Annotated in this window: 22 protein-coding genes and 2 pseudogenes; 6 read left to right on the top strand and 18 right to left on the bottom strand. The window is 59.0% G+C overall.

Features of this window, described 5'->3' with window-relative positions:
- Nucleotides 1-12 precede the first annotated feature (12 nt).
- On the bottom strand, nucleotides 13-2,289 hold the full coding sequence (locus KGB06_RS17830) for a heavy metal translocating P-type ATPase (protein ID WP_223517941.1): 2,277 nt from the start codon (nucleotides 2,287-2,289) through the stop codon (nucleotides 13-15).
- 85 nt (nucleotides 2,290-2,374) lie between these two features.
- On the opposite strand from KGB06_RS17830, the gene cadR reads away from it, so the two are divergent.
- A complete protein-coding gene (cadR, locus tag KGB06_RS17825; protein WP_223517939.1) occupies nucleotides 2,375-2,824 on the top strand; it encodes a Cd(II)/Pb(II)-responsive transcriptional regulator in 450 nt (149 codons plus the stop codon).
- 20 nt (nucleotides 2,825-2,844) lie between these two features.
- Here cadR and KGB06_RS17820 read toward each other — a convergent pair whose 3' ends face one another.
- From KGB06_RS17820 to KGB06_RS17795, 6 genes and pseudogenes are all read right to left on the bottom strand, one after another.
- The gene (locus KGB06_RS17820; protein ID WP_223517935.1) at nucleotides 2,845-3,684 is read right to left on the bottom strand and encodes a hypothetical protein; all 840 of its coding nucleotides are present in this window, start codon (nucleotides 3,682-3,684) and stop codon (nucleotides 2,845-2,847) included.
- 179 nt (nucleotides 3,685-3,863) lie between these two features.
- A pseudogene (locus KGB06_RS17815) lies at nucleotides 3,864-4,124 on the bottom strand (thymidylate synthase); the annotation flags it as partial.
- 163 nt (nucleotides 4,125-4,287) lie between these two features.
- Nucleotides 4,288-4,533, bottom strand: a pseudogene (locus KGB06_RS17810) (thymidylate synthase); the annotation flags it as partial.
- Nucleotides 4,534-4,713: 180 nt separating this feature from the next.
- The gene (locus tag KGB06_RS17805) at nucleotides 4,714-5,685 is read right to left on the bottom strand and encodes a thymidylate synthase (protein WP_223517933.1); all 972 of its coding nucleotides are present in this window, start codon (nucleotides 5,683-5,685) and stop codon (nucleotides 4,714-4,716) included.
- 50 nt (nucleotides 5,686-5,735) lie between these two features.
- On the bottom strand, nucleotides 5,736-6,542 hold the full coding sequence (lgt, locus tag KGB06_RS17800) for a prolipoprotein diacylglyceryl transferase (RefSeq protein WP_223517930.1): 807 nt from the start codon (nucleotides 6,540-6,542) through the stop codon (nucleotides 5,736-5,738).
- Nucleotides 6,543-6,622: 80 nt separating this feature from the next.
- Nucleotides 6,623-7,405: a sulfite exporter TauE/SafE family protein gene (locus tag KGB06_RS17795; RefSeq protein ID WP_223517927.1), complete on the bottom strand. Its 783-nt coding sequence runs from the start codon at nucleotides 7,403-7,405 to the stop codon at nucleotides 6,623-6,625.
- Between the two features lie 133 nt (nucleotides 7,406-7,538).
- Here KGB06_RS17795 and KGB06_RS17790 point away from each other — a divergent pair, with 133 nt between their 5' ends.
- On the top strand, nucleotides 7,539-8,285 hold the full coding sequence (locus KGB06_RS17790; protein ID WP_223517924.1) for an NRDE family protein: 747 nt from the start codon (nucleotides 7,539-7,541) through the stop codon (nucleotides 8,283-8,285).
- A 128-nt stretch (nucleotides 8,286-8,413) separates the two neighbouring features.
- Here the strand turns inward: KGB06_RS17790 and ptsP are convergent, their stop codons facing one another.
- The gene (gene ptsP, locus KGB06_RS17785; protein ID WP_223517922.1) at nucleotides 8,414-10,693 is read right to left on the bottom strand and encodes a phosphoenolpyruvate--protein phosphotransferase; all 2,280 of its coding nucleotides are present in this window, start codon (nucleotides 10,691-10,693) and stop codon (nucleotides 8,414-8,416) included.
- 22 nt (nucleotides 10,694-10,715) lie between these two features.
- Nucleotides 10,716-11,195, bottom strand: coding sequence for an RNA pyrophosphohydrolase (locus KGB06_RS17780; protein WP_095083604.1), 480 nt, complete (start codon nucleotides 11,193-11,195; stop codon nucleotides 10,716-10,718).
- Nucleotides 11,196-11,338: 143 nt separating this feature from the next.
- Between KGB06_RS17780 and KGB06_RS17775 the strand changes: the two genes are divergently transcribed.
- Complete coding sequence (locus KGB06_RS17775; RefSeq protein ID WP_223517920.1) at nucleotides 11,339-11,995, top strand: HAD family hydrolase; 657 nt, start codon at nucleotides 11,339-11,341, stop codon at nucleotides 11,993-11,995.
- 93 nt (nucleotides 11,996-12,088) lie between these two features.
- Here KGB06_RS17775 and KGB06_RS17770 read toward each other — a convergent pair whose 3' ends face one another.
- Together KGB06_RS17770 and ilvA are read right to left on the bottom strand one after the other, a co-directional pair.
- Nucleotides 12,089-12,514 carry a DUF2269 domain-containing protein gene (locus KGB06_RS17770; protein ID WP_223517918.1) on the bottom strand — a complete coding sequence of 142 codons (426 nt, stop codon included), beginning with the start codon at nucleotides 12,512-12,514 and terminating at the stop codon, nucleotides 12,089-12,091.
- A 39-nt stretch (nucleotides 12,515-12,553) separates the two neighbouring features.
- Nucleotides 12,554-14,068 (bottom strand): threonine ammonia-lyase, biosynthetic, encoded by a 1,515-nt coding sequence (ilvA, locus tag KGB06_RS17765; protein WP_223517916.1) that lies wholly within the window; start codon nucleotides 14,066-14,068, stop codon nucleotides 12,554-12,556.
- A gap of 245 nt (nucleotides 14,069-14,313) precedes the next feature.
- Here ilvA and rpiA point away from each other — a divergent pair, with 245 nt between their 5' ends.
- A complete protein-coding gene (gene rpiA, locus KGB06_RS17760) occupies nucleotides 14,314-14,988 on the top strand; it encodes a ribose-5-phosphate isomerase RpiA (RefSeq protein WP_223517915.1) in 675 nt (224 codons plus the stop codon).
- Between the two features lie 149 nt (nucleotides 14,989-15,137).
- Here the strand turns inward: rpiA and KGB06_RS17755 are convergent, their stop codons facing one another.
- From KGB06_RS17755 to KGB06_RS17740, 4 genes are all read right to left on the bottom strand, one after another.
- Nucleotides 15,138-16,055: an SdiA-regulated domain-containing protein gene (locus KGB06_RS17755; protein ID WP_223517913.1), complete on the bottom strand. Its 918-nt coding sequence runs from the start codon at nucleotides 16,053-16,055 to the stop codon at nucleotides 15,138-15,140.
- Nucleotides 16,056-16,159: 104 nt separating this feature from the next.
- The gene (locus KGB06_RS17750) at nucleotides 16,160-17,086 is read right to left on the bottom strand and encodes an SdiA-regulated domain-containing protein (RefSeq protein WP_223517911.1); all 927 of its coding nucleotides are present in this window, start codon (nucleotides 17,084-17,086) and stop codon (nucleotides 16,160-16,162) included.
- Nucleotides 17,087-17,326: 240 nt separating this feature from the next.
- Nucleotides 17,327-17,992: a fumarylacetoacetate hydrolase family protein gene (locus tag KGB06_RS17745; protein WP_223517910.1), complete on the bottom strand. Its 666-nt coding sequence runs from the start codon at nucleotides 17,990-17,992 to the stop codon at nucleotides 17,327-17,329.
- Nucleotides 17,993-18,028: 36 nt separating this feature from the next.
- Nucleotides 18,029-19,423: an FAD-binding oxidoreductase gene (locus KGB06_RS17740; protein ID WP_033049202.1), complete on the bottom strand. Its 1,395-nt coding sequence runs from the start codon at nucleotides 19,421-19,423 to the stop codon at nucleotides 18,029-18,031.
- A 204-nt stretch (nucleotides 19,424-19,627) separates the two neighbouring features.
- Here KGB06_RS17740 and serA point away from each other — a divergent pair, with 204 nt between their 5' ends.
- Nucleotides 19,628-20,857, top strand: coding sequence for a phosphoglycerate dehydrogenase (serA, locus tag KGB06_RS17735; protein WP_223517909.1), 1,230 nt, complete (start codon nucleotides 19,628-19,630; stop codon nucleotides 20,855-20,857).
- A gap of 75 nt (nucleotides 20,858-20,932) precedes the next feature.
- Here serA and KGB06_RS17730 read toward each other — a convergent pair whose 3' ends face one another.
- The gene (locus KGB06_RS17730) at nucleotides 20,933-21,358 is read right to left on the bottom strand and encodes a DUF4399 domain-containing protein (protein WP_223517907.1); all 426 of its coding nucleotides are present in this window, start codon (nucleotides 21,356-21,358) and stop codon (nucleotides 20,933-20,935) included.
- Between the two features lie 135 nt (nucleotides 21,359-21,493).
- Between KGB06_RS17730 and KGB06_RS17725 the strand changes: the two genes are divergently transcribed.
- On the top strand, nucleotides 21,494-22,081 hold the full coding sequence (locus tag KGB06_RS17725) for a transporter substrate-binding domain-containing protein (RefSeq protein WP_223517904.1): 588 nt from the start codon (nucleotides 21,494-21,496) through the stop codon (nucleotides 22,079-22,081).
- A 140-nt stretch (nucleotides 22,082-22,221) separates the two neighbouring features.
- On the opposite strand, the gene KGB06_RS17720 is transcribed toward KGB06_RS17725, so the two are convergent.
- Both KGB06_RS17720 and KGB06_RS17715 read right to left on the bottom strand, forming a co-directional pair.
- Nucleotides 22,222-22,707 carry a DUF523 domain-containing protein gene (locus KGB06_RS17720; RefSeq protein WP_223517901.1) on the bottom strand — a complete coding sequence of 162 codons (486 nt, stop codon included), beginning with the start codon at nucleotides 22,705-22,707 and terminating at the stop codon, nucleotides 22,222-22,224.
- A gap of 2 nt (nucleotides 22,708-22,709) precedes the next feature.
- Nucleotides 22,710-23,342 (bottom strand): 2OG-Fe(II) oxygenase, encoded by a 633-nt coding sequence (locus KGB06_RS17715; RefSeq protein WP_223517899.1) that lies wholly within the window; start codon nucleotides 23,340-23,342, stop codon nucleotides 22,710-22,712.
- Between the last annotated feature and the right edge of the window lie 95 nt (nucleotides 23,343-23,437).

The following is a 23,437-nucleotide window of genomic DNA, read 5'->3' as shown; positions in this document are numbered from 1 at the left end:
TTCCCTCTTCATCTATTTACGCAGCAGGCGCAAACCGTTGAACACCACCAACAGGCTCACGCCCATGTCGGCGAACACCGCCATCCACATGGTGGCGATCCCGGCGAAGGTTACCCCAAGAAAGATCGCCTTGATGACCAAAGCGAGGGCGATGTTCTGTTTCAGGATGCTGGAGGTCTGCCGCGACAACCGGATGAACGCCGGAATCTTGCGCAGGTCGTCGTCCATCAGGGCCACATCGGCGGTTTCGATGGCGGTGTCAGTGCCGGCCGCGGCCATGGCGAAACCGATTTCGGCCCGCGCCAGTGCCGGTGCGTCGTTGATGCCATCGCCGACCATGCCGACGTGATGACCCTGTGCATAAAGGGCTTCGATGGCTTGCAGTTTGTCGGTCGGCAGCAGGTCACCCTTGGCCTCGTCGATGCCGACTTGCGCGGCAATTGCTTGAGCGGTGTGGACGTTGTCGCCGGTGAGCATCAGGGTTTTGATGCCCAGGTCGTGCAATTGCCGGATCGCTTCGCGGCTGGATTCTTTCACTGTGTCCGCCACGGCGAACAGCGCCAATGGGCCGGAATTATCGAGCAGCAACACCACAGACTTACCCTGTTTTTCCAGCGCAAACAGCTTCTCCTCCAGTGCTGGCGAGCAGAGTTTCAGCTCTTCCACCAGACGATGGTTGCCCAAGTGGTAGGTCTGACCGTTGATCTCGCCGCGCACCCCACGACCGGCCAGCGCTTCGAAGTTATCCACAATCAGCGGCGCGAATTGTTTATCCACAGCCGCGTTGGCGATGGCCAGCGACACCGGGTGGTCCGAGCGGCCGGCCAGTGCTGCGGCAATCGCCGGGGCGGATTCGTCAGCCGTTGGATCGAGCGATAAAAAATCGGTCTGCACCGGTTTGCCGTGGGTGATCGTGCCGGTCTTGTCCAGGGCCAGGTAATCGAGCTTGTAACCGCCCTCCAGATAGACGCCGCCCTTCACCAAAATCCCTTTGCGCGCCGCTGCCGCGAGGCCGCTGACGATGGTGACCGGGGTGGATATAACCAGAGCGCACGGGCAAGCGACCACCAGCAACACCAGCGCGCGGTAGATCCAGTCAAACCAGACTGCGCCCATGAACAACGGCGGGATCACCGCGACGGCCAAGGCCAGTACGAACACCACAGGTGTATAGATTTTCGAAAACTGGTCAACGAAACGCTGAGTGGGCGCTCGCGCTCCTTGAGCTTGTTCCACGGCATGGATGATCCGCGCCAGCGTCGAATTGTTGGCCGCTGCGGTCACGCTGTATTCCAAAGACCCAGCCTGATTGATGGTGCCGGCGAACACCTTGTCGCCGACGGTTTTCTCCACCGGCAGGCTTTCGCCAGTGATCGGCGCCTGATCGATGGTCGAACTGCCCGAGACCACTTCACCGTCCAGACCAATCCGCTCACCGGGCCGTACCCGCACTCGCGCGCCGAGCTCGATGGTTTTGACGTCCTGTTCTACCCAGCTGCCGTCGGCCAACTGCACCGTGGCCTGTTCCGGGGTCATTTGCATCAAGCCACTGATGGCGTTACGCGCACGGTCCAGGGATTTGGCTTCGATCAGCTCGGCCACGGTGAACAGGAACATCACCATCGCCGCTTCCGGCCATTGCCCGATCAGGATTGCGCCGGTCACGGCGATGCTCATCAGCGCATTGATGTTCAGGTTGAGGTTTTTCAGGGCGATCCAGCCCTTTTTGTACGTGGTTAGTCCGCCACTGAGGATCGAGACCAGCGCGATGACCGCCACCACCCAATTGGGCGCGGCATTGGTGAAGTGGATCACTTCGGCGGCCAGCGCTCCCACACCGGACAGCGCCAATGGCCACCACGGTTTTTTCTCCGGCGCTGGTGCGGACGCTTCGACGCCTTGCTCCATCGGCTCGGCAACCATGCCCAACGACTTGATCGCATCAATTATCGGCGCGATACTCGGCAGATCGTGGGTCACGCCCAACACCCGGTTGATCAGGTTGAATTCCAGCTGCTGCACACCCGCGAGCTTGCCGAGTTTGTTCTGGATCAGCGTCTGCTCGGTTGGACAGTCCATCGCGTCGATGCGGAAACTGCTCAGCCGCGCACCGGCGGTTGGCGTTTCGCTCAACTTGATCAACGACGGTGCCGCCACTTTGGCGGAACAGCAAGAATCACCGTGGCCGCCATGCTCATGGCTGTCACGATTATGCGGGGGCACAGGCTGCAGCTTGTGGCTGTGATCGTGCTCAGCCTTGGGGATGTGGGTGTGTTGGGAATCGCTCATCGGGTCGCGTCCATGAAGGTGCCTGTTGCCAAGTAAAGACCCTGTAGCCACTATAGGGTCAAGCACCCATTTGGAGACTGTCGTTATGAAGATCGGAGAACTGGCCAAACTGACCGACTGCGCCGTGGAAACCATTCGCTACTACGAGCGCGAAAACCTGCTGCCAGAACCGGCTCGCAGCGACGGCAACTACCGCGTCTACACCCAGGCCCACGCCGAACGCCTGACCTTCATCCGCAACTGCCGCACCCTCGACATGACCTTGGAAGAAATCCGCAGCCTGCTGGCCTTGCGCGAAAGTCCGCAGGATCAATGTGAAAGCGTGAATGCGTTGATCGACGAGCATATTCATCACGTCAAAGCGCGGATCGATGGGTTATTGGCCTTGCAGACGCAACTGCTCGACCTGCGCCAACGCTGTGGCGAAGGGCCGGAGATCGATCAGTGCGGGATTTTGCAGCGGTTGGAGGTGAGTGGCGGGGTTGCTGCGACCGAGGTGGAGCACTCCCATGTCGGCCGCAGTCATGGACATTGATGGAAAACCTGGCTGTTGGTTTAGCTTAAGACGAAGCTCACGCGGCGCGAATTCACGGTCCAGATAAAGTGGGAAGCCAGTTCTGCACCTAGGTAAATCTGGTAAACCACGGTTACGCGCTTGCCAACAAAGGGCTTATAGACGGCCGGGGCAATATGAAAGCTCATGACCTCCTGCGGATTGACCGTCATACCACGCAGACGCTGCCTGTAATAACCGTCCACATCCCACAAGACCTCTATTGCATTGTAATCACGCATGTTTTCAATCGGACCAATGCTCACCTCAACTCCGTTAGGGTGAGCGGACGTATCCAGAACACCATCAACCACACCCTCCACCTGCACATACGGCTTGTCGCCCAGCTCGGGCGCGACATAGACGTACCGCGAGGGCGAGGGTAACGCACCGCCCGCTTGCGGAAGATGGACGTAGATGACCTCGACTCTTTTACCTTCAAACCCGATGAGCACGTCGTCTGGTATAGCAACGCGCATAAAGCCTTCATTGCTATCAACCTTCCTTGGCTCCGACCGAAATACCGGAGAGCCGTCCATCGGTGTCCAGTCCACCCGAATTTCATCACCGATCTGCACTTCTGATGGCGACAGGCTGATCCAAGTCGTTATCGAATCGCGGTACGTGACCTCCCCGATCATTTCCCGGGGGATAATCACGGCATCAGGCGAGGCGCCAAACCCGAAATATTTATCCTCGCTTTTACGGTAATACATGATCAGAGGGGGTTGAAGCGCGGCTGGGTTTTGATTATCGACAGACGTCCGAGTCAGTTCAGGGTTGAACGGCTCGGGCGCCAAAAAAACAAAACCATCAGTCGAGGAAGCACGCGTGTTTTCCATAAATCCTCCATTACTGGCTGGTAAACGAGGCCTCAGTGGAACATGCAGTGCCAGGATCGAAAACTGTCAACAATGACAGTTCAACTAGATCAATTCGAAATGAAGGCAAGCGCCTCGCACCAATCTGTTGAGCTCTACCGGCCCAATGCGGGGGCTTGCTCGCCCCCCATGAGAGACCTTCAGACCGCCATCGGCGCCGTCATTGGCGCATGGTGCTCATAACCTTCCAGCGAGAAATCGCCCGGCTCGATCAACTCCAGCCATTCCGGCTGATACTCACCCGTCTTGGCAAATTCCGGCACTCGATCACTGATCACCAGTTTCGGCATCGGGAACGGCTCGCGCTTGAGCTGTTCGTTGAGCATGTCCAAATGGTTTTCGTAGACGTGGGCATCACCAATGAAATAGGTGAACCAGCGGCGTGGGTTGTAGCGACGGAGGTTGAGCATTCGCATGTTGGCCGTAGTCATGGCCACTAAAACCACCACATAACCCTGTAGGAGCCAAGCTTGCTCGCGATGGAGGCAGCACATTCAACATTGATGTGTCTGACAAACCGCCATCGCGAGCAAGCTCGGCTCCTACAGAATTTGCGGTCGTTCTTTAGACCGCCATTGGCGCGGTCATCGGCGCATGGTGCTGATAACCCTCAAGCGAGAAATCGCCCGGTTCGATCAACTCCAGCCATTCCGGCTGATACTCACCGGTCTTGGCGAATTCCGGCACACGATCACTGATCACCAGTTTCGGCATCGGGAACGGCTCGCGCTTGAGCTGTTCGTTGAGCATGTCCAAATGGTTTTCGTAGACGTGCGCGTCACCAATGAAATAGGTGAACCAGCGCGGCGTGGGTTGTGGCGACGGAGGTTGAGCATTCGCATGTTGGCCGTAGTCACGGCCACTAAAACCACCACATAACCCTGTAGGAGCCGAGCTTGCTCGCGATGGAGGCAGCACATTCAACATTGATGTGTCTGACAAACCGCCATCGCGAGCAAGCTCGGCTCCTACAGGATTTGCGGTCGTTCTTTAGACTGCCATCGGCGCCGTCATCGGCGCGTGGTGCTGATAGCCCTCAAGCGAGAAATCGCCCGGCTCGATCAACTCCAGCCATTCCGGCTGATACTCACCCGTCTTGGCAAACTCCGGCACTCGATCACTGATCACCAGTTTCGGCATCGGGAACGGCTCGCGCTTGAGCTGTTCGTTCAGCATGTCCAAATGGTTTTCGTAGACATGGGCGTCACCGATGAAATAGGTGAACCAGCGCGGCGTGTAGCCGGTCAGGCGACCGATCAGGCTCAGCAGCGCGGCGCCTTCAGTGAGGTTGAACGGCGTGCCCAGACCCAGATCGTTGGAGCGGATGTAGAGAGTCAGGGAAATTTCCTTGGTCTCGACATTCGGGTGGAATTGGTACAGCAGATGGCACGGCGGCAGGGCCATTTCATCGAGTTGGGCGACGTTCCAGCCGTGGAACAGGATGCGGCGGCTGCCCGGATCCTTGATGATGGTGTCGACGCACTGACGGATCTGGTCGATCGCCTTGTACAGCACCACGTAGGCCTGACCGTCTTCTTCGCCCTCAGCGATCTGGCGATAGCCCTGGCTCAAGGTCTGCTCGATCGCGGCTTGGTTGCTGACCGGGATCTGCTTGTACGCCGGCCACTTGCGCCATTGCACGCCGTAGATTTCACCGAGGTCGTCTTCGCCCTGACGGAACGGGTTGGCCAGCCACTGCGCGTTTTCATTGGCGTTCTGGTCCCAGACCTTGCAGCCCAGCGCCCGGAATTCCGCGGCGTTGTTCACGCCACGCAGAAAACCACACATCTCGCCGACGGCCGATTTGAAGGCCATCTTGCGCGTGGTGATCGCCGGGAACCCTTCTTTCAGGTCATAACGCAGCATCGCGCCTGGAAAGCTGATGGTGTTCACGCCGGTGCGGTTGGCTTGCTTGGTGCCATTCTTGATGACGTGGGAGACCAGTTCGAGATATTGCTTCATGAGTTACCTGTGTCCTTGAACCCGGAGGCCGTCGCCCCCGGGATTCGAATTTATACGGCCGCCGCTGGGGTCGCCGGAGCGCGGTGATATGCCAGCCAGATCAGGAACAGACCGCCGACGATCATCGGTACGCAAAGCACTTGGCCCATGGTCAGCCAGTTCCAGGCCAGATAGCCCAGTTGCGCGTCCGGTACGCGGACGAATTCGACGATGAAACGGAAGATGCCGTAGAACAGCGCAAACATCCCGGACACCGCCATGGTCGGCCGCGGCTTGCGCGAGAACAACCACAAGATCAGAAACAGCGCGACGCCTTCCAGCGCGAACTGATACAGCTGCGACGGATGGCGCGCCAGTTGCGCCGGATCGGTCGGGAAGACCATCGCCCACGGCACGTCAGTCGCCTTGCCCCACAACTCGGCGTTGATGAAGTTACCGATACGCCCGGCACCCAAGCCAATCGGCACCATCGGCGCGACGAAGTCCATCAGCTGGAAGAACGACTTGTTGTTCTTTTTCCCAAACCAAAGCGCCGCCAGCATCACACCGATGAACCCGCCGTGGAACGACATGCCGCCCTTCCACACTTCGAAAATCAGCGCCGGGTTGGCCAGGTAGGCGTGCAGATCGTAGAACAGCACATAACCCAAACGGCCACCGACAATGACGCCCATCGACATCCAGAAGACCATGTCGGAGAGTTTCTCCTTGGTCCAGGTCGGGTCGAACCGGTTCAACCGGCGAGACGCCAGCAGCCAAGCGCCGCCAATGCCGACCAGGTACATCAAACCGTACCAGTGGATTTTCAGCGGACCGATGGCCAGGGCCACCGGGTCGATCTGCGGGTAAGGCAGCATTGCGACTCCTCGTTAGAGTTGAAACCAAAATTCCCGGGCGACGCTGCCACCTCAGGATTAAGCCAGGATTGCGCCGTGCGTCAGAGTAAGAAACTCAGGCCAACGCAGAACAGCAAAGCGGCAAACAGTCTTTTCAGCAACTTCGGCGACAGCCTGTGGGCCAATCGCGCGCCGATACGGGCGAAAAACATGCTGGTCAGAGCGATCCCCAGCAGCGCCGGCAAATAAATAAAACCGAGACTATGAGCCGGCAACAACGGATCGTGCCAGCCCAGAATCATGAAACTTAGTGCACTGGCCAACGCGATGGGCAGACCGCAGGCCGATGATGTGGCCACAGCTTGTTGCATCGGCACACTGCGCCAGGTCAAAAACGGCACTGTCAATGAGCCGCCGCCAATCCCGAAAATCGCCGAAGCCCAGCCAATCACGCTGCCGGCCATGGTCAGACCGAGTTTGCCCGGCACCGTGCGACTGGCCTTGGGTTTGACGTCCAGCGCCAGTTGCGCGGCGATGACCAAGGCGAATACGCCAATGATCTTCTGCAAATTCGGGCCGGAGATCGCTTCGGCGGTCAGCGCGCCGAAACCGGCGCCGATCAGAATGCCGGCGGTCATCCAGACAAAAATCGGCCAACGCACCGCGCCACGACGCTGGTGTTCGCGCACAGCGTTGATCGACGTAAAGATAATCGTCGCCAGGGACGTGCCTACCGCCAAGTGGGTCAGGATCGACGTGTCAAAGCCCTGCAAGGTGAAACTGAATACCAACACGGGGACGATGATGATCCCGCCACCCACCCCGAACAGCCCGGCCAGCACGCCTGCGCAGGCGCCCAGCGCCAGATAGAGCAGAAAATCCATGCCTGCATCCCACTCTTCACCCAAAACCGGAGCGGCATGGTAACGGATGCATGGCCTTGGGCTCCACTGGATGGCGATGGATACCCGCGCGATGTCTGCGTAGAGTGAGCAAAAAACACACAAGGACCACCTTATGTGCCTGATTGTCTTCGCTTGGCGGCCCGGCCACGCCCAGCCGCTGATCGTGGCGGCCAACCGCGACGAATTCTATGCCCGCCCGAGCCTGCCCCTGGCGCAATGGCCCGAAGCGCCACACGTTTATGCCGGCCGCGACCAGGAAGCCGGCGGCACCTGGCTCGGTGTCGGCGCCAATGGACGCTTTGCGGCACTGACCAATATTCGTGACCCGCATCGACCACCCGGACGCAAGTCTCGCGGTGAACTGGTGGCGCGGTTTCTCACTGGGGAGCTGCCGATTGACGACTATTTAGCCGACGTTGTCGCCCGCTCGCCGGAATATGGTGGATTTAATCTGTTGGTCGGCAATGGCAATGAGCTTTGGCACTTCAATGCCCGGGAATCGAAAGCAGTGATGCTAGCCCCGGGGGTTTACGGGTTATCCAACGCCGGGCTGGATACGCCGTGGCCGAAATTGCTCAAGGCCAAGGCCGCGTTGAGCGAGGTATTAAACGATCCACAGCCCCAGGCGTTGCTGGCCTTGCTAAGCGATCCGCAGACCGCGCCGTTTGCCGACCTGCCAGACACCGGGGTGGGGTTGGCGACAGAGACATTGTTGTCGAGTGTGTTTATTGCCAGCCAGAGTTATGGGACGCGGGCGAGTACGGCGTTGATTGTTCAGGCGGATGGGACGCGGCATATGGTCGAAAGGAGTTTCGGGCCGTATGGCGGGCATCTTGGGGAAGTGGAGATCAGGGTTTAGTTTTGTGTTGTCGGGACTGGCCCCATCGCAGGCAAGCCTAGCTCCTACAGGGTTGTGGCTGCACGCAGTAGCGCGAACGACACAAATCCGTAGGAACATGGCTTGCCCGCGATGGGGCCGCCGCAAAATTAGAGGGGCTTGATCGCCGCCGGATTGATCATCCGCGCCAACCCAAGGTTCTTCAGCGCCAATTGCAGCGAGCTGTGGATAACTTGCGGGTTGTCGATGGTCATCAGCTCCGCGAGCAAATCCTTGGCCTTGCTCAGGTTGATCTGACGCAGCATCCACTTCACTTTCGGCAAGTTGGTGGCGTTCATCGACAGGCTGTCGAAGCCCATCGCCATCAACAGCACCGCCGCCGCCGGATCGCCGGCCATCTCACCGCAGATACTCACTGGCTTGCCTTCGGCATGAGCGTCACGCACCACGCTCTGAAGGGCTTGCAGCACCGCTGGATGCAGGTAGTCGTAGAGGTCGGCTACTCGCGGGTTGTTTCGGTCTACAGCCAGCAGGTACTGGGTCAGGTCGTTGGAGCCGACCGACAGGAAGTCCACTTGCCGCGCCAGTTCCTTGGTCTGATAAACCGCCGCCGGAATCTCGATCATCACCCCGATCGGCGGCATAGGCACGTCGCAGCCTTCGTCGCGGACTTCGCCCCAGGCCCGGTGAATCAGGTGCAGGGCTTCTTCGAGTTCGTGGGTGCCGGAGATCATCGGCAGCAGAATCCGCAGGTTGTTCAAGCCTTCGCTGGCCTTGAGCATGGCGCGGGTCTGGACCAGGAAAATTTCCGGGTGATCAAGCGTGACGCGAATCCCGCGCCAGCCGAGGAACGGGTTGTCTTCCTTGATCGGGAAGTACGACAACGCCTTGTCACCACCGATGTCCAGGCTGCGCATGGTGACCGGTTGCGGGTGGAACGCGGCAAGCTGCTCGCGGTAGATTGCCAGCTGTTCTTTTTCACTCGGGAAGCGCTGGTTGATCATGAACGGCACTTCGGTGCGGTACAGACCCACGCCTTCAGCGCCGCGCTTCTGCGCCCGCGCCACGTCTGCCAGCAGGCCGGTGTTGACCCACAGCGGCATGCGGTGGCCATCGAGGGTCACGCACGGCAAGTCGCGCAGTGCATCCAGCCCGAGGGCCAGTTGTTTTTCTTCCTCGACCACTTCGGCGAACTGCTTGCGCAGCACTTCACTCGGGTTGGTGTAAACCTCGCCGTGGTAACCGTCGACGATCATCTGGATGCCGTCGACTTTCGAATACGGCAAGTCGACCAGGCCCATCACCGTCGGGATGCCCATGGCACGCGCCAGGATTGCCACGTGGGAGTTGCCGGAACCGAGGACCGACACCAGACCCACCAGCTTGCCTTCCGGCACCTCGCCGAGCATCGCCGGCGTCAGTTCTTCGCTGACCAGAATGGTGTTGTCGGGGTAAACCAGGGTTTGCTGACGCTCCTCCTGCAAATAGGCGAGCAAGCGGCGACCGAGGTCTTTCACGTCTGAGGCGCGCTCACGCAGGTAGGCGTCGTCCATCAATTCGAAACGGTTGACGTGATCGGTGACCACTTGGCGCAACGCGCCCTGGGCCCACTGACCGGTCTTGATGACGGTAGTGACTTCGTTGCCCAGCGCGGCATCGTCAAGCATCATCAGGTAGACGTCGAACAAGGCGCGCTCTTCCGGGCGCAACTGTGTAGCGAGCTTGGTCGACAATGCGCGCATATCGGCGCGCACACCTTCGATGGCGGTCTTGAACAGCCCGAGTTCGGCTTCGATGTCGACGATAGTCTTGTCCGGCACCACGTCCAGATCGGCGGGGGGCAGCATGACCACCGCCGTACCGACCGCCGCACCCGGCGAACCTGGCACGCCGACAAACTTGGCTTCCTGAATACCCTTGCCCTGACGGCCCAGGCCCCGGATCGAACCCGTGGCTTCGGCGTGGGCGATAACGCCGGCTAGCTGCGCGCTCATGGTCACGAGGAAGGCTTCTTCACCTTCATCGAACTGGCGGCGTTCTTTTTGCTGAATGACCAACACGCCGACAACGCGGCGGTGGTGAATGATCGGCGCCCCGAGGAAGGAGGCGAAGCGTTCTTCACCGGTCTCGGCGAAGTAGCGATAGCGCGGGTGGTCCGCAGCGTTTTCGAGGTTCAGGGGTTCTTCGCGCGTACCGACCAGGCCGACCAGACCTTCGTTGGGTGCCATGCTGACCTTGCCGATCGAGCGCTTGTTCAAGCCCTCGGTGGCCATCAGCACGAAGCGGTTGGTCTCAGGGTCCAGCAGGTAGACCGAGCAGACCTGGCTGCCCATGGCCTCTTTGACGCGCAACACAATAATCCCCAACGCCGCCTTGAGATCCTTGGCGGAGTTAACTTCCTGGACGATCTTGCGCAGCGTATTGAGCATGGCTCGGGGTCGAACTCCGTCGTCAGTCGCGCGTTAAAAGGCGCGGGGCAAGCTCTTTGAGAGCGCGTCGATACACCTCGCGCTTGAATGTCACCACCTGGCCCAACGGATACCAATAACTGACCCAGCGCCAGCCATCGAACTCCGGTTTACCGGTCAAATCCATCCGCACCCGCTGCTCGTTGGAGACCAGGCGCAGGAGAAACCATTTCTGTTTCTGGCCGATGCACAGCGGTTGGCTGTGGGTACGGACCAGACGTTGCGGCAAACGATAGCGCAACCAGCCCCGGGTGCAGGCGAGAATTTCAACATCTTCGCGCTCAAGACCCACTTCTTCGTTCAACTCGCGGTACAAGGCGTCTTCCGGCGTCTCCTGGGGGTTGATCCCACCCTGTGGAAACTGCCACGCATCTTGATTGATACGGCGAGCCCATAGCACCTGTCCGGCATCATTCGTGAGAATGATCCCGACATTGGGGCGGAAACCATCGGGGTCGATCACGGCAACAACCTCGCAAACGCATGTCGCCGCATTGTTCCACAAAGGTTGTGAAAGCAGCAACGCGCCGACCGACCTTATGTGCACTCTTGTGAAAAGTCCGTATTCTGGGCGCCTTTCTACAGACTTTTCAGCGAGTAACTGCAATGCGGCTGGCTTTATTCGACTTGGACAACACCCTTCTCGGGGGTGACAGTGACCACGCCTGGGGCGATTACTTGTGTGAGCGCGGCTTTCTCGACGCCGTCGCCTACAAGGCACGCAACGACGAGTTCTATCAGGATTACCTGGCCGGCAAGCTGGATAACGCCGCTTACCTGAACTTCTGCCTGGAAGTCCTCGGCCGCACCGAAATGGCCACGCTGGATCAATGGCACCTGGATTACATGCGCGATTGCATCGAGCCGATCGTGCTGCCCAAGGCCATGGCGCTGTTGGCCAAACACCGCGAGGCAGGCGACAAGCTGGTGATCATCACCGCGACCAACCGCTTCGTGACCGGGCCTATTGCCCAGCGTTTGGGGGTTGAGACCTTGATCGCCACTGAATGCGAGATGGTTGATGGCCGTTACACGGGCCGCAGCACCGACGTACCGTGCTTTCGCGAAGGCAAGGTGACGCGCTTGAATCGCTGGCTGGAAGAGACCGGCTATTCGCTGGAGGACAGCTATTTTTATAGCGACTCGATGAATGATTTGGCGCTGCTGGAGCAGGTGACGAATCCGGTGGCGGTTGATCCTGATCCGAATCTGCGCGCTGAAGCCGAGAAGCGTGGTTGGCCGGTGATGAGCCTGCGCGACTGAATACGCCATCGCGGGCAAGCCAGCTCCTACAGGGTATGTATTGCCTTTGTAGGAGCTGGCTTGCCAGCGAATGGGTCAACTCGGTTTCAAGCCCTACACAGGCTTGGCACCCATCAAACCCGCAATGGCCACAAAACAGACAAAACTGAACAACGCCAACGCAAAGGTAAATTTACCGACGCTACCCGGCGCCTTACGCAGTTTGTTAAGCCGCACCAGCAACCAGAACCACGCCAGCGCCGCCACGGTGTAAAGCACGCTCGACGCCAACAACCACGTCTGCCCCAACGACCAGCCCACCAGATGCACCATCCACCAGCCAGTCACCGGCATGCTCAGCAGCGCCAGGCCCATCAACATCCAGATAAACACGCGCGGTCGCTGCAAGGTGCGACTTGCCGCCGTCGCGTCGCCATTGCGCCGCGTGCGCCAGACCCAGATCCCAAGACCCAACGCGCCGATCAGCAACACCACGGTTGCAACCATGTGCGCCGCTTTCAGGGCAGTTAACGTTTCCATTGTTCGGTTTCCTTATGGCCTGCCCTTCAGAGTAGCCACTCAGCCGAGAAACAACTGATAGGCCGGGTTGTCGCTTTCGTCCCAGTACGGGTAGCCGATGTCTTCAAGGGCCGCCGGCACCAGATGACGCTCTTCATGCGGCACTTGCAGGCCCGCCACCACCCGGCCATCCGCCGCGCCGTGGTTGCGGTAGTGGAACATCGAGATATTCCAGCGCCCGCCGAGCTTGTTGAGGAAGTTGAACAACGCCCCCGGACGCTCCGGGAATTCAAAGCGCAACACCACTTCATCGACGACATGGGCCGCACGACCACCGACCATGTGGCGGATGTGCAACTTGGCCAGTTCGTTGTCGGTCAGGTCCAGCACCGGGAAGCCCTGCTCGGTGAGGCTCGCCAGGAGCGCACTGCGCGGATCGGTTTCCGGGTGCGTCTGCACGCCCACGAAGATGTGCGCTTCGCTGCCGGTGTTGTAGCGGTAGTTGAATTCGGTGATCTGGCGTTTGCCGATGGCTTCGCAGAACGCCTTGAAGCTGCCCGGTTTCTCGGGGATGGTCACGGCGATGATTGCTTCGCGCCCCTCACCCAGTTCGGCGCGTTCGGCGACGTGGCGCAAACGGTCGAAGTTGACGTTGGCGCCGGAGTCGATAGCCACAAAGGTATGGCCGGTGACGCCGTTCTGCTCGACATATTTCTTGATCCCGGCCACGCCCAGTGCACCCGCCGGTTCAGTGATCGAGCGGGTATCGTCGTAAATATCCTTGATTGCCGCACAGATCTCGTCGGTGCTGACGGTGATCACTTCATCGACATAGTCTTTGCAGATATCGAAGGTGTGCTGACCGATCTGCGCCACCGCGACGCCGTCGGCGAAGAGGCCCACGGTCGGCAACACCACGCGCTCGCCGGCCGCCATGGCGGCTTGCAGGCAGTTGGAGTCGTCCGGTTCGACGCCGATGATCTTGATTTCCGGGCGCAGGTATTTCACATAGGCCGCGATGCCGGCGATCAGCCCACCGCCGCCCACCGGAACGAAGATCGCATCCAGGCGCCCGGGGTGCTGACGCAGAATCTCCATGGCCACCGTGCCCTGCCCGGCAATGGTGTGAGGATCGTCGTAAGGGTGGATGTAGACGTAACCTTTTTCGTCGACCAGTTTCAGCGAGTAGGCCAGGGCCTCCGGGAACGAATCCCCGTGCAGCACCACTTTGCCGCCGCGCGAACGCACGCCTTCGACTTTGATTTCCGGGGTGGTCTTGGGCATGACGATGGTGGCTTTGACACCCAACACTTTCGCTGCCAGGGCCAGGCCCTGCGCGTGGTTGCCTGCCGAAGCCGTCACCACGCCGCGAGCACGTTCTTCATCGCTCAACTGGGTCAGCTTGTTGTAAGCGCCGCGAATCTTGAACGAGAACACGGGCTGCAAGTCTTCGCGCTTGAGCCAAATACTGTTGCCCAAACGCTCGGAGAGCTGGCGGGCAGTCTGCAATGGGGTTTCTATGGCAACGTCATAAACGCGCGAGGTGAGGATCTTTTTGACGTACTGTTCGAGCATCGGAAAGCATCACTGAGCGGGTTGGGCAGGGCCAAGGAGTCTAACCCGGCTTTTGGGCAGGCGACCACACGAATCAAGAGGTTTTAACCCTCGCAGGCGATAGAGATCCATTGTGGCAAGCTCCCTCACCACAAAACCCTGCTCCCACTGACATACCGTCGCACCGGCCAATCGGGCAATGACCTTCCCAGCCCCGGGGCTTATAATGCCGGCCTCTCGTCCCTCTTCGGCACCTCGGAGCCCGCATGACCCAGGATCAACTCAAACAGGCAGTGGCTCAGGCCGCCGTCGACTTCATCCTCCCGAAACTCGACGACAAGAGCATTGTCGGGGTCGGCACCGGCTCCACCGCCAACTGCTTCATCGACGCCCTGGCCAAGCACAAAGGCGCATTCGACGGCGCGGTCGCCAGCTCCGAAGCCACTGCCGCCCGTCTCAAGGGCCATGGCATTCCGGTGTATGAGCTGAACACCGTCAGCGACCTGGAGTTCTACGTCGACGGCGCCGATGAAAGCGACGAGCACCTGAACCTGATCAAGGGCGGCGGCGCAGCCCTGACCCGCGAGAAGATTGTTGCCGCCGTGGCCAAGACCTTCATCTGCATCGCCGATGCCAGCAAACTGGTGCCGGTGCTCGGTGCGTTCCCGCTGCCGGTCGAAGTGATCCCGATGGCCCGCAGCCACGTGGCCCGCGAGCTGGTGAAACTGGGCGGCGACCCGGTTTACCGTGAAGGCGTGCTGACCGACAACGGCAACATCATCCTCGACGTATTCAACATGCAGATCACCAACCCGGTTGAACTGGAAAGCCAGATCAACGCGATTGTTGGCGTGGTCACCAACGGGCTGTTTGCAGCACGTCCGGCGGATTTGCTGTTGCTGGGCACCAGCGAAGGCGTGAAAACCCTGCGCGCCGAATAAGCCATACACAACGCAAAACCTGCGCATGGCACCGATTTATTGTGGGAGCGAGCCTGCTCGCGATTGCGGACTGTCAGTTGATATCAATGTCGACTGATACACCGCGATCGCGAGCAGGCTCACTCCTACAGTTGTTTCTGGGGTGTTGGTCAGGGTTGTGGTGATTTTTTGAAGACGTAGAACAGATTCGGTTCGCTGACGAGGTACATCGTGCCATCGTCGTCCATGGCGATGCCTTCCGCTTGCGGCACGGTCTTTTGCAGGCCCTGGCGCCCCTTGTTAAGTGACATCGTACTCAACGGACGCCCGTCCACATCCAGCTCCAGAATCAGCCGCGACTCGTCAGACAGCGCCAGTAAATGGCCGCTGCGCTCGTCGTATTGCAGGCTCGACAGGTCTCGCACGAACATCCCGGCATCGCGCTTGGGGTTGTTCACCACGTGCACCGCGTAGGATTTCTCCGGGTTGTAATGCGGGAAGCCCTGCACTTCGTAGATCAGCATCGGGTCGCGCTCCTTGGCGACGAACAACCGCTTGCCCACCGAATCGTAAGCCAACCCTTCAAAACCCTTGTTACTGCCCATGTGCACGCCGAGGGTCATCTGCTCGGCGTCCGCACCATCGAGGAAGGTGGTGTCCTTCTCCAGATGAATCTTGATCAGTCGCTGCTGGCTTTCATCCGCGATCACGTAGGTGTCGGGGCTGATGAATTCCACCGCCTCCGGGTCGCCGAAGCCAATCAACGCCACACGCCGCAGGATCTTGCCCTCAAGGGACAGCTCGATCAGCTCGGAGTTTTTGTTGGTGACCGTGAACAGGCTTTTGCGCACCGGATCAAACGTCAGCGCCGAGACGTTATCGTCCAGCCCGTCGATCGCCCGTGCTTCGATGTCCACCCGGTATTGATCCAGGCCAATGGATTCACTGCTCTGCGGCTGCCAAAGGGTATGCAGGTTGAACCAGGCACGTTCGAACAAGCGCATGTATTGCACGACCGCAACCAGCACGATCAGCGCAATCACTGACAGGATCAAAATGAGGGGTTTGGGACGGGCAAGTCGGCGCATTCAGGCGAGCTCGAAAACAAAACAGGCGGATGAAATATCACGCCTGTATGCATTCAAGCTTAATGGCCAGTGGCTTTCGACCACAACTGCGCGAGTGTTGCCGCCTACTTCTGCTTTTCGAAGCGATAGAACAGATTCGGCTCACTCACCATGTACAGCGTGCCCGCTTCGTCCATGGCCACGCCTTCGGCACGGGGAATGGTTTTTTTCAGACCATTGAAGCCGCTCAACAGCGCGATGAAACTGACTTGCTCACCCTTTTTGTCCAGCTCCATCAACAAGTGGGACTCGGCGGACAGCACCAGCATGTGGCCAGTCCGCGGGTCGATGGCCAAGGCCGACAGGTTGCGCATGTCCAGCGCATGACTGGCCAACTTCAGCTTGTCACCGGTCAGGACCTTGCCGTCACCCTGCCAGGCAAACAATGCCGGCGGACGTTCTTCGCCCAGCAGCAGCTGCTGGTTGCTCGAATCCCAGGTGACACCTTCAAAGGCCTTGTTCTGGTCTTTCGAAGGCCCAAGGTCGTACTTCGGAAAGTTGGCGACGTTCAATTCACGGGTGTCAGCATCAACCTTGACGATGGTGATCAGGTGTTCGCGCTCATCGACAATCGCCAGCAGGCCGTTGCCCAGCACGGTGACGCCTTCAGGGTTGCTCCAGCCCACCAATGGAATTTTGCGCAGCACATCACCCTGCAACGACAACTCGACCAAGAACGGATTTTTACCCATCACCGAAAACAGGGTTTTGGTCTGAGGGTCGTAGGCGAGATCCGATGCTTCGTCCTTTTCCATACCCGGCAATGTTTTGGCATCGATCACTGCCCGGTAGTCAGGAAGCCAGATACTGGCCTGACGCTCGGCCGGGCTTTTGAATTGCTCTTTCACCCAGAGCATACCCCGGTCATCCCAATGCATCGCAAACGCCACACCGTAGGCGATGGCTGCAACCAGCAACAGCCAGGAATACCAACGCAAGGCGAAGCGGGAGCGGCTGGCAGTTTTGAAGGTGGGCAGCGGTGTGGTGGCCATTGGGGGATGCGTTCCAGAAATTCAGGCTAAGGGTAATAGCATAATTGGGACCGGCTCAAACGCCGCAAGCGCCGGAATTATCCAGAGAAAATGTGAAAAAAACGGGAAATAGCGGGATTGCCCCAAGCCCTGTAGGAGCTGGCTTGCCAGCGAAGAGGCCCTTACATTCAACATCCATGTTGACTGTTGCACCGCTTTCGCTGGCAAGCCAGCTCCTACAGGGTTTTGCAGTCTCTGGACTTAGCGCACGCCGCTGGTGAAGCGGCTCGCGCCTGGCAACTCCAGAACAATCTCATCACCGACATTCAGCGGACCAACGCCCACCGGCGTGCCGGTCAGGATTACGTCACCGGCCTGCAGCGAGAAGCAGCCGGCCATGTGCTGGATCATCGGCACGATCGGGTTGAGCATCGCGCTGCTGTTGCCATCCTGGCGCACTTCGCCGTTGATGGTCAGGCGAATGCCGATATCGGTCAGATCAGCAAAGGTGCTGCCGGACACGAACGGCGCGATCACCGCCGCGCCGTCGAAGGACTTGGCTATTTCCCACGGCAGGCCTTTGGATTTCAACTCGGCCTGCTTGTCGCGCAGGGTCAAATCCAGCGCCGGAGCGAAACCGGAGATGGCATCCAGCACTTCTTCACGGCTCGGCTTGGTCGACAACGGCTTGCCGATCAACACAGCAATTTCTGCTTCGTAGTGAACTGAACCGCGCTCGGTCGGAATCGTAAAACTGCCTTCCAGCGGCACGACACAACTGCCCGGCTTGATGAACAGCAGCGGCTCGGTAGGCACCGGGTTGTCCAGTTCCTTGGCGTGTTCGGCGTAGTTGCGGCCAATGCACACCACTTTCCCCAGCGGAAAATGAATACGCGTACCGTCGACATACTGGTGCTGATAGCTCATTTCCGACTCCTGGTTCGTGCTCTTAACATTCGAAAATCAAACAGCAAAGATCTTGCCCGGGTTCATGATGCCGTTCGGGTCGAACACCGCTTTAACTGCTTTCATGTACTCGATCTCGACCGGGGAACGGCTGTAGGTCAAATAATCACGCTTGGTCATGCCCACGCCGTGCTCGGCGGAAATCGAACCGTTGTACTTCTCGACGGTTTCGAACACCCACTTGTTGACGGTCGCGCATTTGGCGAAGAACTCGTCCTTGCTCAGGTTATCCGGCTTGAGGATGTTCAAGTGCAGGTTGCCGTCGCCGATGTGGCCGAACCAGACGATTTCGAAGTCCGGGTAATGTTCGCCGACGATCGCGTCGATTTCCTTGAGAAACGCCGGGACTTTCGACACGGTGACCGAGATGTCGTTCTTGTACGGCGTCCAGTGGGAAATGGTTTCGGAGATGTACTCGCGCAGCTTCCAGAGGTTCTGCAACTGGGTTTCGCTCTGGCTCATCACGCCGTCCAGCACCCAGCCCTGCTCGACGCAGTGCTCGAAAGTTTCCAGGGCGTGGTTGGCCACTTCTTCGGTGGTCGCTTCGAATTCCAGCAGCGCGTAGAACGGGCAATCGGTTTCGAAGGGTGCCGGGACATCGCCGCGCGCCATGACTTTGGCCAAGGCTTTATCGGAAAAGAATTCGAAGGCGGTCAGGTCGAGTTTGCTCTGGAACGCGTGCAATACCGGCATGATCGAGTCGAAATCAGTGGTGCCAAGTACCATGGCAGTGAGGTTTTTCGGGGCCCGGTCCAGACGCATGGTCGCTTCAACCACAAAACCGAGGGTACCTTCGGCACCGATGAACAGCTGACGCATGTCGTAGCCGGTGGCGTTCTTGATCAGGTCGCGGTTCAGTTCCAGCAAGTCGCCCTTGCCAGTCACGACTTTCATGCCCGCAACCCAGTTGCGGGTCATGCCGTAGCGAATGACCTTGATCCCGCCGGCATTGGTGCCGATATTGCCGCCAATCTGGCTGGAACCTGCCGAAGCGAAGTCCACCGGGTAGTACAGGCCTTTTTCTTCAGCGACGTTCTGCAAATGCTCGGTGACCACACCTGGCTGACAAACGGCCGTGCGGTCAGTGAGGTTCACGTCGAGAATCTGGTTCATGTAGTCGAACGACACGACTACTTCGCCATTGGCGGCCACCGCCGCGGCGGAAAGCCCGGTACGACCGCCGGACGGCACCAGCGCCACCTTGTGTTCATTGGCCCAACGGACAATAGCCTGCACCTGCTCGGTGGTCTTGGGAAACACGATAGCGGTCGGGGCCGGGGCGAAATGCTTGGTCCAATCCTTACCGTAAGCATTCAGGGAGTCGGCATCGGTCAGCACCTTGCCAGGCTCAACCAGGGTCTTCAGCTCTTCAATCAAGGCAGGATTGGTCATCGACAGAACTCTCGAACAATTCATGGTCATCCTGAGAACGCTTCACGTCGCAGGAATGAGTGTTTAGCGGGGCGCCTATGCTAGCATATCGACCCCGCAGGATAGTGCCCAAAGGCTGTTCTGCGGCGACGGCTTTCTTGCCGTCGGGGTCAGCGTCTGTTGACCATTTCCTGCCATTTTTCTCCGGGATACAGGTTTACGCAGATGAGCAAGACTTCTCTCGATAAGAGCAAGATCAAGTTCCTTCTTCTCGAAGGCGTCCACCAATCGGCTGTCGACGTTCTCAAGTCGGCGGGTTACACCAGCATCGAGTACCTCACTGGTTCTCTGCCGGAAGCCCAGCTGAAGGAAAAGATCGCTGATGCGCACTTCATCGGCATTCGCTCCCGCACTCAACTGACCGAAGAGATCTTCGATCACGCGAAGAAGCTCGTGGCTGTAGGGTGTTTCTGCATCGGCACCAACCAGGTTGACCTGAACGCAGCTCGCGAACGCGGCATCGCGGTGTTCAACGCACCGTACTCCAACACCCGCTCCGTTGCCGAACTGGTGCTGGCCGAAGCGATCCTGCTGCTGCGCGGCATCCCTGAGAAGAACGCTTCCTGCCACCGCGGCGGCTGGATCAAGAGCGCGGCCAATTCCTTCGAGATCCGTGGCAAGAAGCTGGGCATCGTCGGTTACGGCTCGATCGGCACTCAACTGTCGGTTCTGGCTGAAGGCCTGGGCATGCAGGTGTACTTCTACGACACCATCACCAAGCTGCCACTGGGTAACGCTACTCAGGTAGGCAACCTGCACGAACTGCTGGCGATGTCCGACATCGTTTCGCTGCACGTACCGGAAACCGCCGCCACCCAGTGGATGATGGGCGAGAAGGAAATCCGCGCCATCAAGAAAGGCGGCATCCTGATCAACGCCGCCCGCGGCACCGTGGTCGAACTGGACCACCTGGCTGCGGCCATCAAGGACAAGCACCTGATCGGCGCGGCCATCGACGTATTCCCGGTGGAGCCACGCTCCAACGACGAAGAGTTCGAAAGCCCGTTGCGTGGCCTGGACAACGTGATCCTGACCCCGCACATCGGTGGTTCCACCGCTGAAGCCCAGGCTAACATCGGTCTGGAAGTGGCGGAAAAACTGGTCAAGTACAGCGACAACGGTACTTCGGTATCGTCCGTGAACTTCCCGGAAGTGGCCCTGCCGGCTCACCCTGGCAAGCACCGCCTGCTGCACATCCACGAAAACATTCCGGGCGTGCTCAGCGAGATCAACAAGGTCTTCGCCGAAAACGGCATCAACATCTCCGGTCAGTTCCTGCAGACCAACGAGAAAGTCGGCTACGTGGTAATCGACGTCGACGCCGATTACTCGGAAATCGCCCAAGAGAAACTGCAGCACATCAACGGCACCATTCGTTGCCGCGTGTTGTTCTGATAGTGACTTGAGCGACAAGAAAAGGAGACCTTGGGGTCTCCTTTTTCATGGGCGCGGTTCTTTATTCCGAGCAGGTTACTTAACGTTGACGGTGATCTTCTCGGAAACGATCGGCGGATCGAACGGTATGTGGTTGCTATCGCCCAGTTCAAGCTGCAAGGTGTGTTTGCCCGGCGTAAGCGTTACTTCACCCTGGGTCTGCGCGCCGCCGAAATGCTGGTGGTTGGCATCTTTGGGAATCGGCGCACCGGCGGCTGGCAGCTCGTCGACGTCGATCAGCAAGTGGTGATGACCGGTGTTCTTTGTGGTATTGCCCGCCGGAGCCAAGGAAATGTTCTCGACAGCGAACTTGACGATGACAGTTTGCGGCACCGTGTCACCGTTCTCAAGATCAACGAAGAACACTTCAGCGCCCTTCGGGGCCGGTGTAGCCGCACTGGCCAGCACCGAAACACCCATCAGCAGGCCAGCCAAAGCAGCACGAAACATAAACGTTTTCATTCTCTTCTCCAGTTTTTCCGTAAAATCCGCGTGACCATGACAACTTCATGGTCAATCGTTGTCGAAGGCACTCGATAACCATAGCAAAGCGATCCTGAATCAGAGCATCGCGATAATGAATTCAAAGGAGTGACCATGCGTTTTCTGCCTGGCCTGATCTGTTTGCTACCCCTTCTGAGCCCTCTGGCTCATGCCGAACTGATTGACGACATAAACGACCGCGGCGAACTGCGTATTGCGCTTGAGGCCAATACACCGCCCTTCAATTTCAAGGAAGACGACAAACTCGCGGGCTTTGAAGTCGAACTAGGTCGAATGCTGGCCAACGAACTGGATGTGCGGGCCGACTTCGTTGTCACCGATTCCGGCGATCTGTTGACCGGCGTTGAAAGCGGCAAGTACGACGTCGCCATCAATCACATAGCAATGACCCCGGACCTGAAAGAACGTTTCGACTTCAGCGAGCCTTACGTTCAAACCAATGCGCAATTGATCGCGCAGAAAGAAGAGCAACCGCGTCCGATGGTGTTGGTGCAGTCGTTTACAGAAGAGAAACCAAACGCCGCCTCACCCGTGAGCCTGGCGATTCCGTTTCAGAAAGGTAACCCGGCGTTTCATGCCAGCCTGGAAAACGCGCTGCAGCGGATCAAGGATGACGGGCGACTGCAAGCGCTGGAGCAGAAGTGGTTTACGGCGGATGCGAGTGTGGCGCCGAAGCCGTGAGGCACTGCAGATCTAAAAGTCAGTGATATACCTGTGGGAGCGAGCCTACTCGCGATAGCGGTGGACCAGTCAACAAAGATGTTGAATGTTAATTCGCTATCGCGAGCAGGCTCGCTCCCACATTGGTTTTGTGTCGGTTGTCAGTCCTGCATGGCCAAAGCAGCCACCGCCTCGGCCAACTCCAGCTCACTGAAGACCTGCACGCCATTGCGCCTGAGCAAAGCCGCCGTCACACCTTCGCCCGTAACCTTCACGCCACTGAAGCTTCCGTCATACGTCAGCAAATTCCCGCAGGACGGGCTGTTGGCCTTGAGCACGGCGATGCGGATGCCGTGCTTTTGCACCAGTTCCAGCGCCTGATAAGCCCCGGATAGAAACTCGGCACTGACATCCTCGCCCTCGGTGGTGATCACGCAGGCCTGGCCATCCAGCACTTCAGCGCCCTGCCCGCCGGGGATTTCCGCCGCTGCCCTGGGCGTCGGCAAACCGCCGGCAACCTCGGGACACAACGGTACGACCCGACCTTCATCCAGCCACTGCTGAAGCTGATCGAATGGCCCGCTGGCCCCGCCGTCGTAACGGACGCGGTGGCCCAGCAGGCAGCGGCTTACCAGAATCTTTTGCATGATCAGAACGGCTCATTACCCCGACGCCGGAACCAGCCAGTCAACGACAGGCGATCCCGGGTGGCGGGCAGGACTTCGTGGGGCACTTCGCCCGACAGAAACACCACCAGGCATCCGCCGGTGGGCACGACATCGTATTCCACACCCTCATCCAGATACATGCGCAATTGACCGCCGTGCTCGGGCAGCCAGGCGTCATTGAGGTAGACGACCGCCGACACCATGCGCCGGTCGTCATCGCGGAAACGGTCGACATGCTTGAGGTAGAACGCGCCGGGCGGGTACAGCGCGAAATGGCTTTCGAAATCTTCCAGACCCAGAAACAAACCGCGATTCATCGCTTGTCGCAGGCTGTCCATCAACGCTAGGTAGCTGTCGCACGCCTCGGCCTGGCCGGGGTCGATCCACTGAATATGGTCACCGCGAATCCCCTCGCGAACCTCCGATGAGGGACCTCGGCCTACGGCGGCTGGGGCCAGTTCACCCTCGGCCGCACGTTTACGGCACTCAGCCGCCAGCGCTCGGGTCAGATCCTGAGGCAGGAAAATATTCTGTTGCGACCAGCCGCGTGCAGCCAGGTCGTCAACGATACGCAACAGCAGCGGGTGATCAGAGGGTATTTGCATGCCGCGCATAGTATTCCTGTGCCTGAAAATCCGACAGAGCCACGCAGCGGGTTGATACGAATTCTCGACAAGCGCGGATGCCACACGGAGAATAGTCGGCTGCT

This window comes from Pseudomonas sp. GL-B-19 (genome assembly GCF_019956415.1).
Taxonomy (GTDB): domain Bacteria; phylum Pseudomonadota; class Gammaproteobacteria; order Pseudomonadales; family Pseudomonadaceae; genus Aquipseudomonas.
The sequence above is the reverse complement of the archived record's forward strand: the minus strand, read 5'-3'. Positions and strand labels throughout refer to the sequence as shown.

What these genes read in the sequence shown, in the direction of transcription:
- serA (WP_223517909.1), top strand. Translation starts at nt 19,628, where the DNA reads ATGAGCAAGACTTCTCTCGATAAGAGCAAGATCAAGTTCCTTCTTCTC.
- KGB06_RS17740 (WP_033049202.1), bottom strand. Translation starts at nt 19,423, where the DNA reads ATGACCAATCCTGCCTTGATTGAAGAGCTGAAGACCCTGGTTGAGCCT.
- lgt (WP_223517930.1), bottom strand. Translation starts at nt 6,542, where the DNA reads ATGCTGCCTTACCCGCAGATCGACCCGGTGGCCCTGGCCATCGGTCCG.
- KGB06_RS17730 (WP_223517907.1), bottom strand. Translation starts at nt 21,358, where the DNA reads ATGAAAACGTTTATGTTTCGTGCTGCTTTGGCTGGCCTGCTGATGGGT.
- KGB06_RS17795 (WP_223517927.1), bottom strand. Translation starts at nt 7,405, where the DNA reads ATGGATTTTCTGCTCTATCTGGCGCTGGGCGCCTGCGCAGGCGTGCTG.
- KGB06_RS17790 (WP_223517924.1), top strand. Translation starts at nt 7,539, where the DNA reads ATGTGCCTGATTGTCTTCGCTTGGCGGCCCGGCCACGCCCAGCCGCTG.
- KGB06_RS17770 (WP_223517918.1), bottom strand. Translation starts at nt 12,514, where the DNA reads ATGGAAACGTTAACTGCCCTGAAAGCGGCGCACATGGTTGCAACCGTG.
- ptsP (WP_223517922.1), bottom strand. Translation starts at nt 10,693, where the DNA reads ATGCTCAATACGCTGCGCAAGATCGTCCAGGAAGTTAACTCCGCCAAG.
- KGB06_RS17750 (WP_223517911.1), bottom strand. Translation starts at nt 17,086, where the DNA reads ATGGCCACCACACCGCTGCCCACCTTCAAAACTGCCAGCCGCTCCCGC.
- KGB06_RS17720 (WP_223517901.1), bottom strand. Translation starts at nt 22,707, where the DNA reads ATGCAAAAGATTCTGGTAAGCCGCTGCCTGCTGGGCCACCGCGTCCGT.
- KGB06_RS17745 (WP_223517910.1), bottom strand. Translation starts at nt 17,992, where the DNA reads ATGAGCTATCAGCACCAGTATGTCGACGGTACGCGTATTCATTTTCCG.
- cadR (WP_223517939.1), top strand. Translation starts at nt 2,375, where the DNA reads ATGAAGATCGGAGAACTGGCCAAACTGACCGACTGCGCCGTGGAAACC.
- ilvA (WP_223517916.1), bottom strand. Translation starts at nt 14,068, where the DNA reads ATGCTCGAACAGTACGTCAAAAAGATCCTCACCTCGCGCGTTTATGAC.
- KGB06_RS17725 (WP_223517904.1), top strand. Translation starts at nt 21,494, where the DNA reads ATGCGTTTTCTGCCTGGCCTGATCTGTTTGCTACCCCTTCTGAGCCCT.
- KGB06_RS17805 (WP_223517933.1), bottom strand. Translation starts at nt 5,685, where the DNA reads ATGAAGCAATATCTCGAACTGGTCTCCCACGTCATCAAGAATGGCACC.
- KGB06_RS17830 (WP_223517941.1), bottom strand. Translation starts at nt 2,289, where the DNA reads ATGAGCGATTCCCAACACACCCACATCCCCAAGGCTGAGCACGATCAC.
- KGB06_RS17820 (WP_223517935.1), bottom strand. Translation starts at nt 3,684, where the DNA reads ATGGAAAACACGCGTGCTTCCTCGACTGATGGTTTTGTTTTTTTGGCG.
- rpiA (WP_223517915.1), top strand. Translation starts at nt 14,314, where the DNA reads ATGACCCAGGATCAACTCAAACAGGCAGTGGCTCAGGCCGCCGTCGAC.
- KGB06_RS17775 (WP_223517920.1), top strand. Translation starts at nt 11,339, where the DNA reads ATGCGGCTGGCTTTATTCGACTTGGACAACACCCTTCTCGGGGGTGAC.
- KGB06_RS17715 (WP_223517899.1), bottom strand. Translation starts at nt 23,342, where the DNA reads ATGCGCGGCATGCAAATACCCTCTGATCACCCGCTGCTGTTGCGTATC.
- KGB06_RS17755 (WP_223517913.1), bottom strand. Translation starts at nt 16,055, where the DNA reads ATGCGCCGACTTGCCCGTCCCAAACCCCTCATTTTGATCCTGTCAGTG.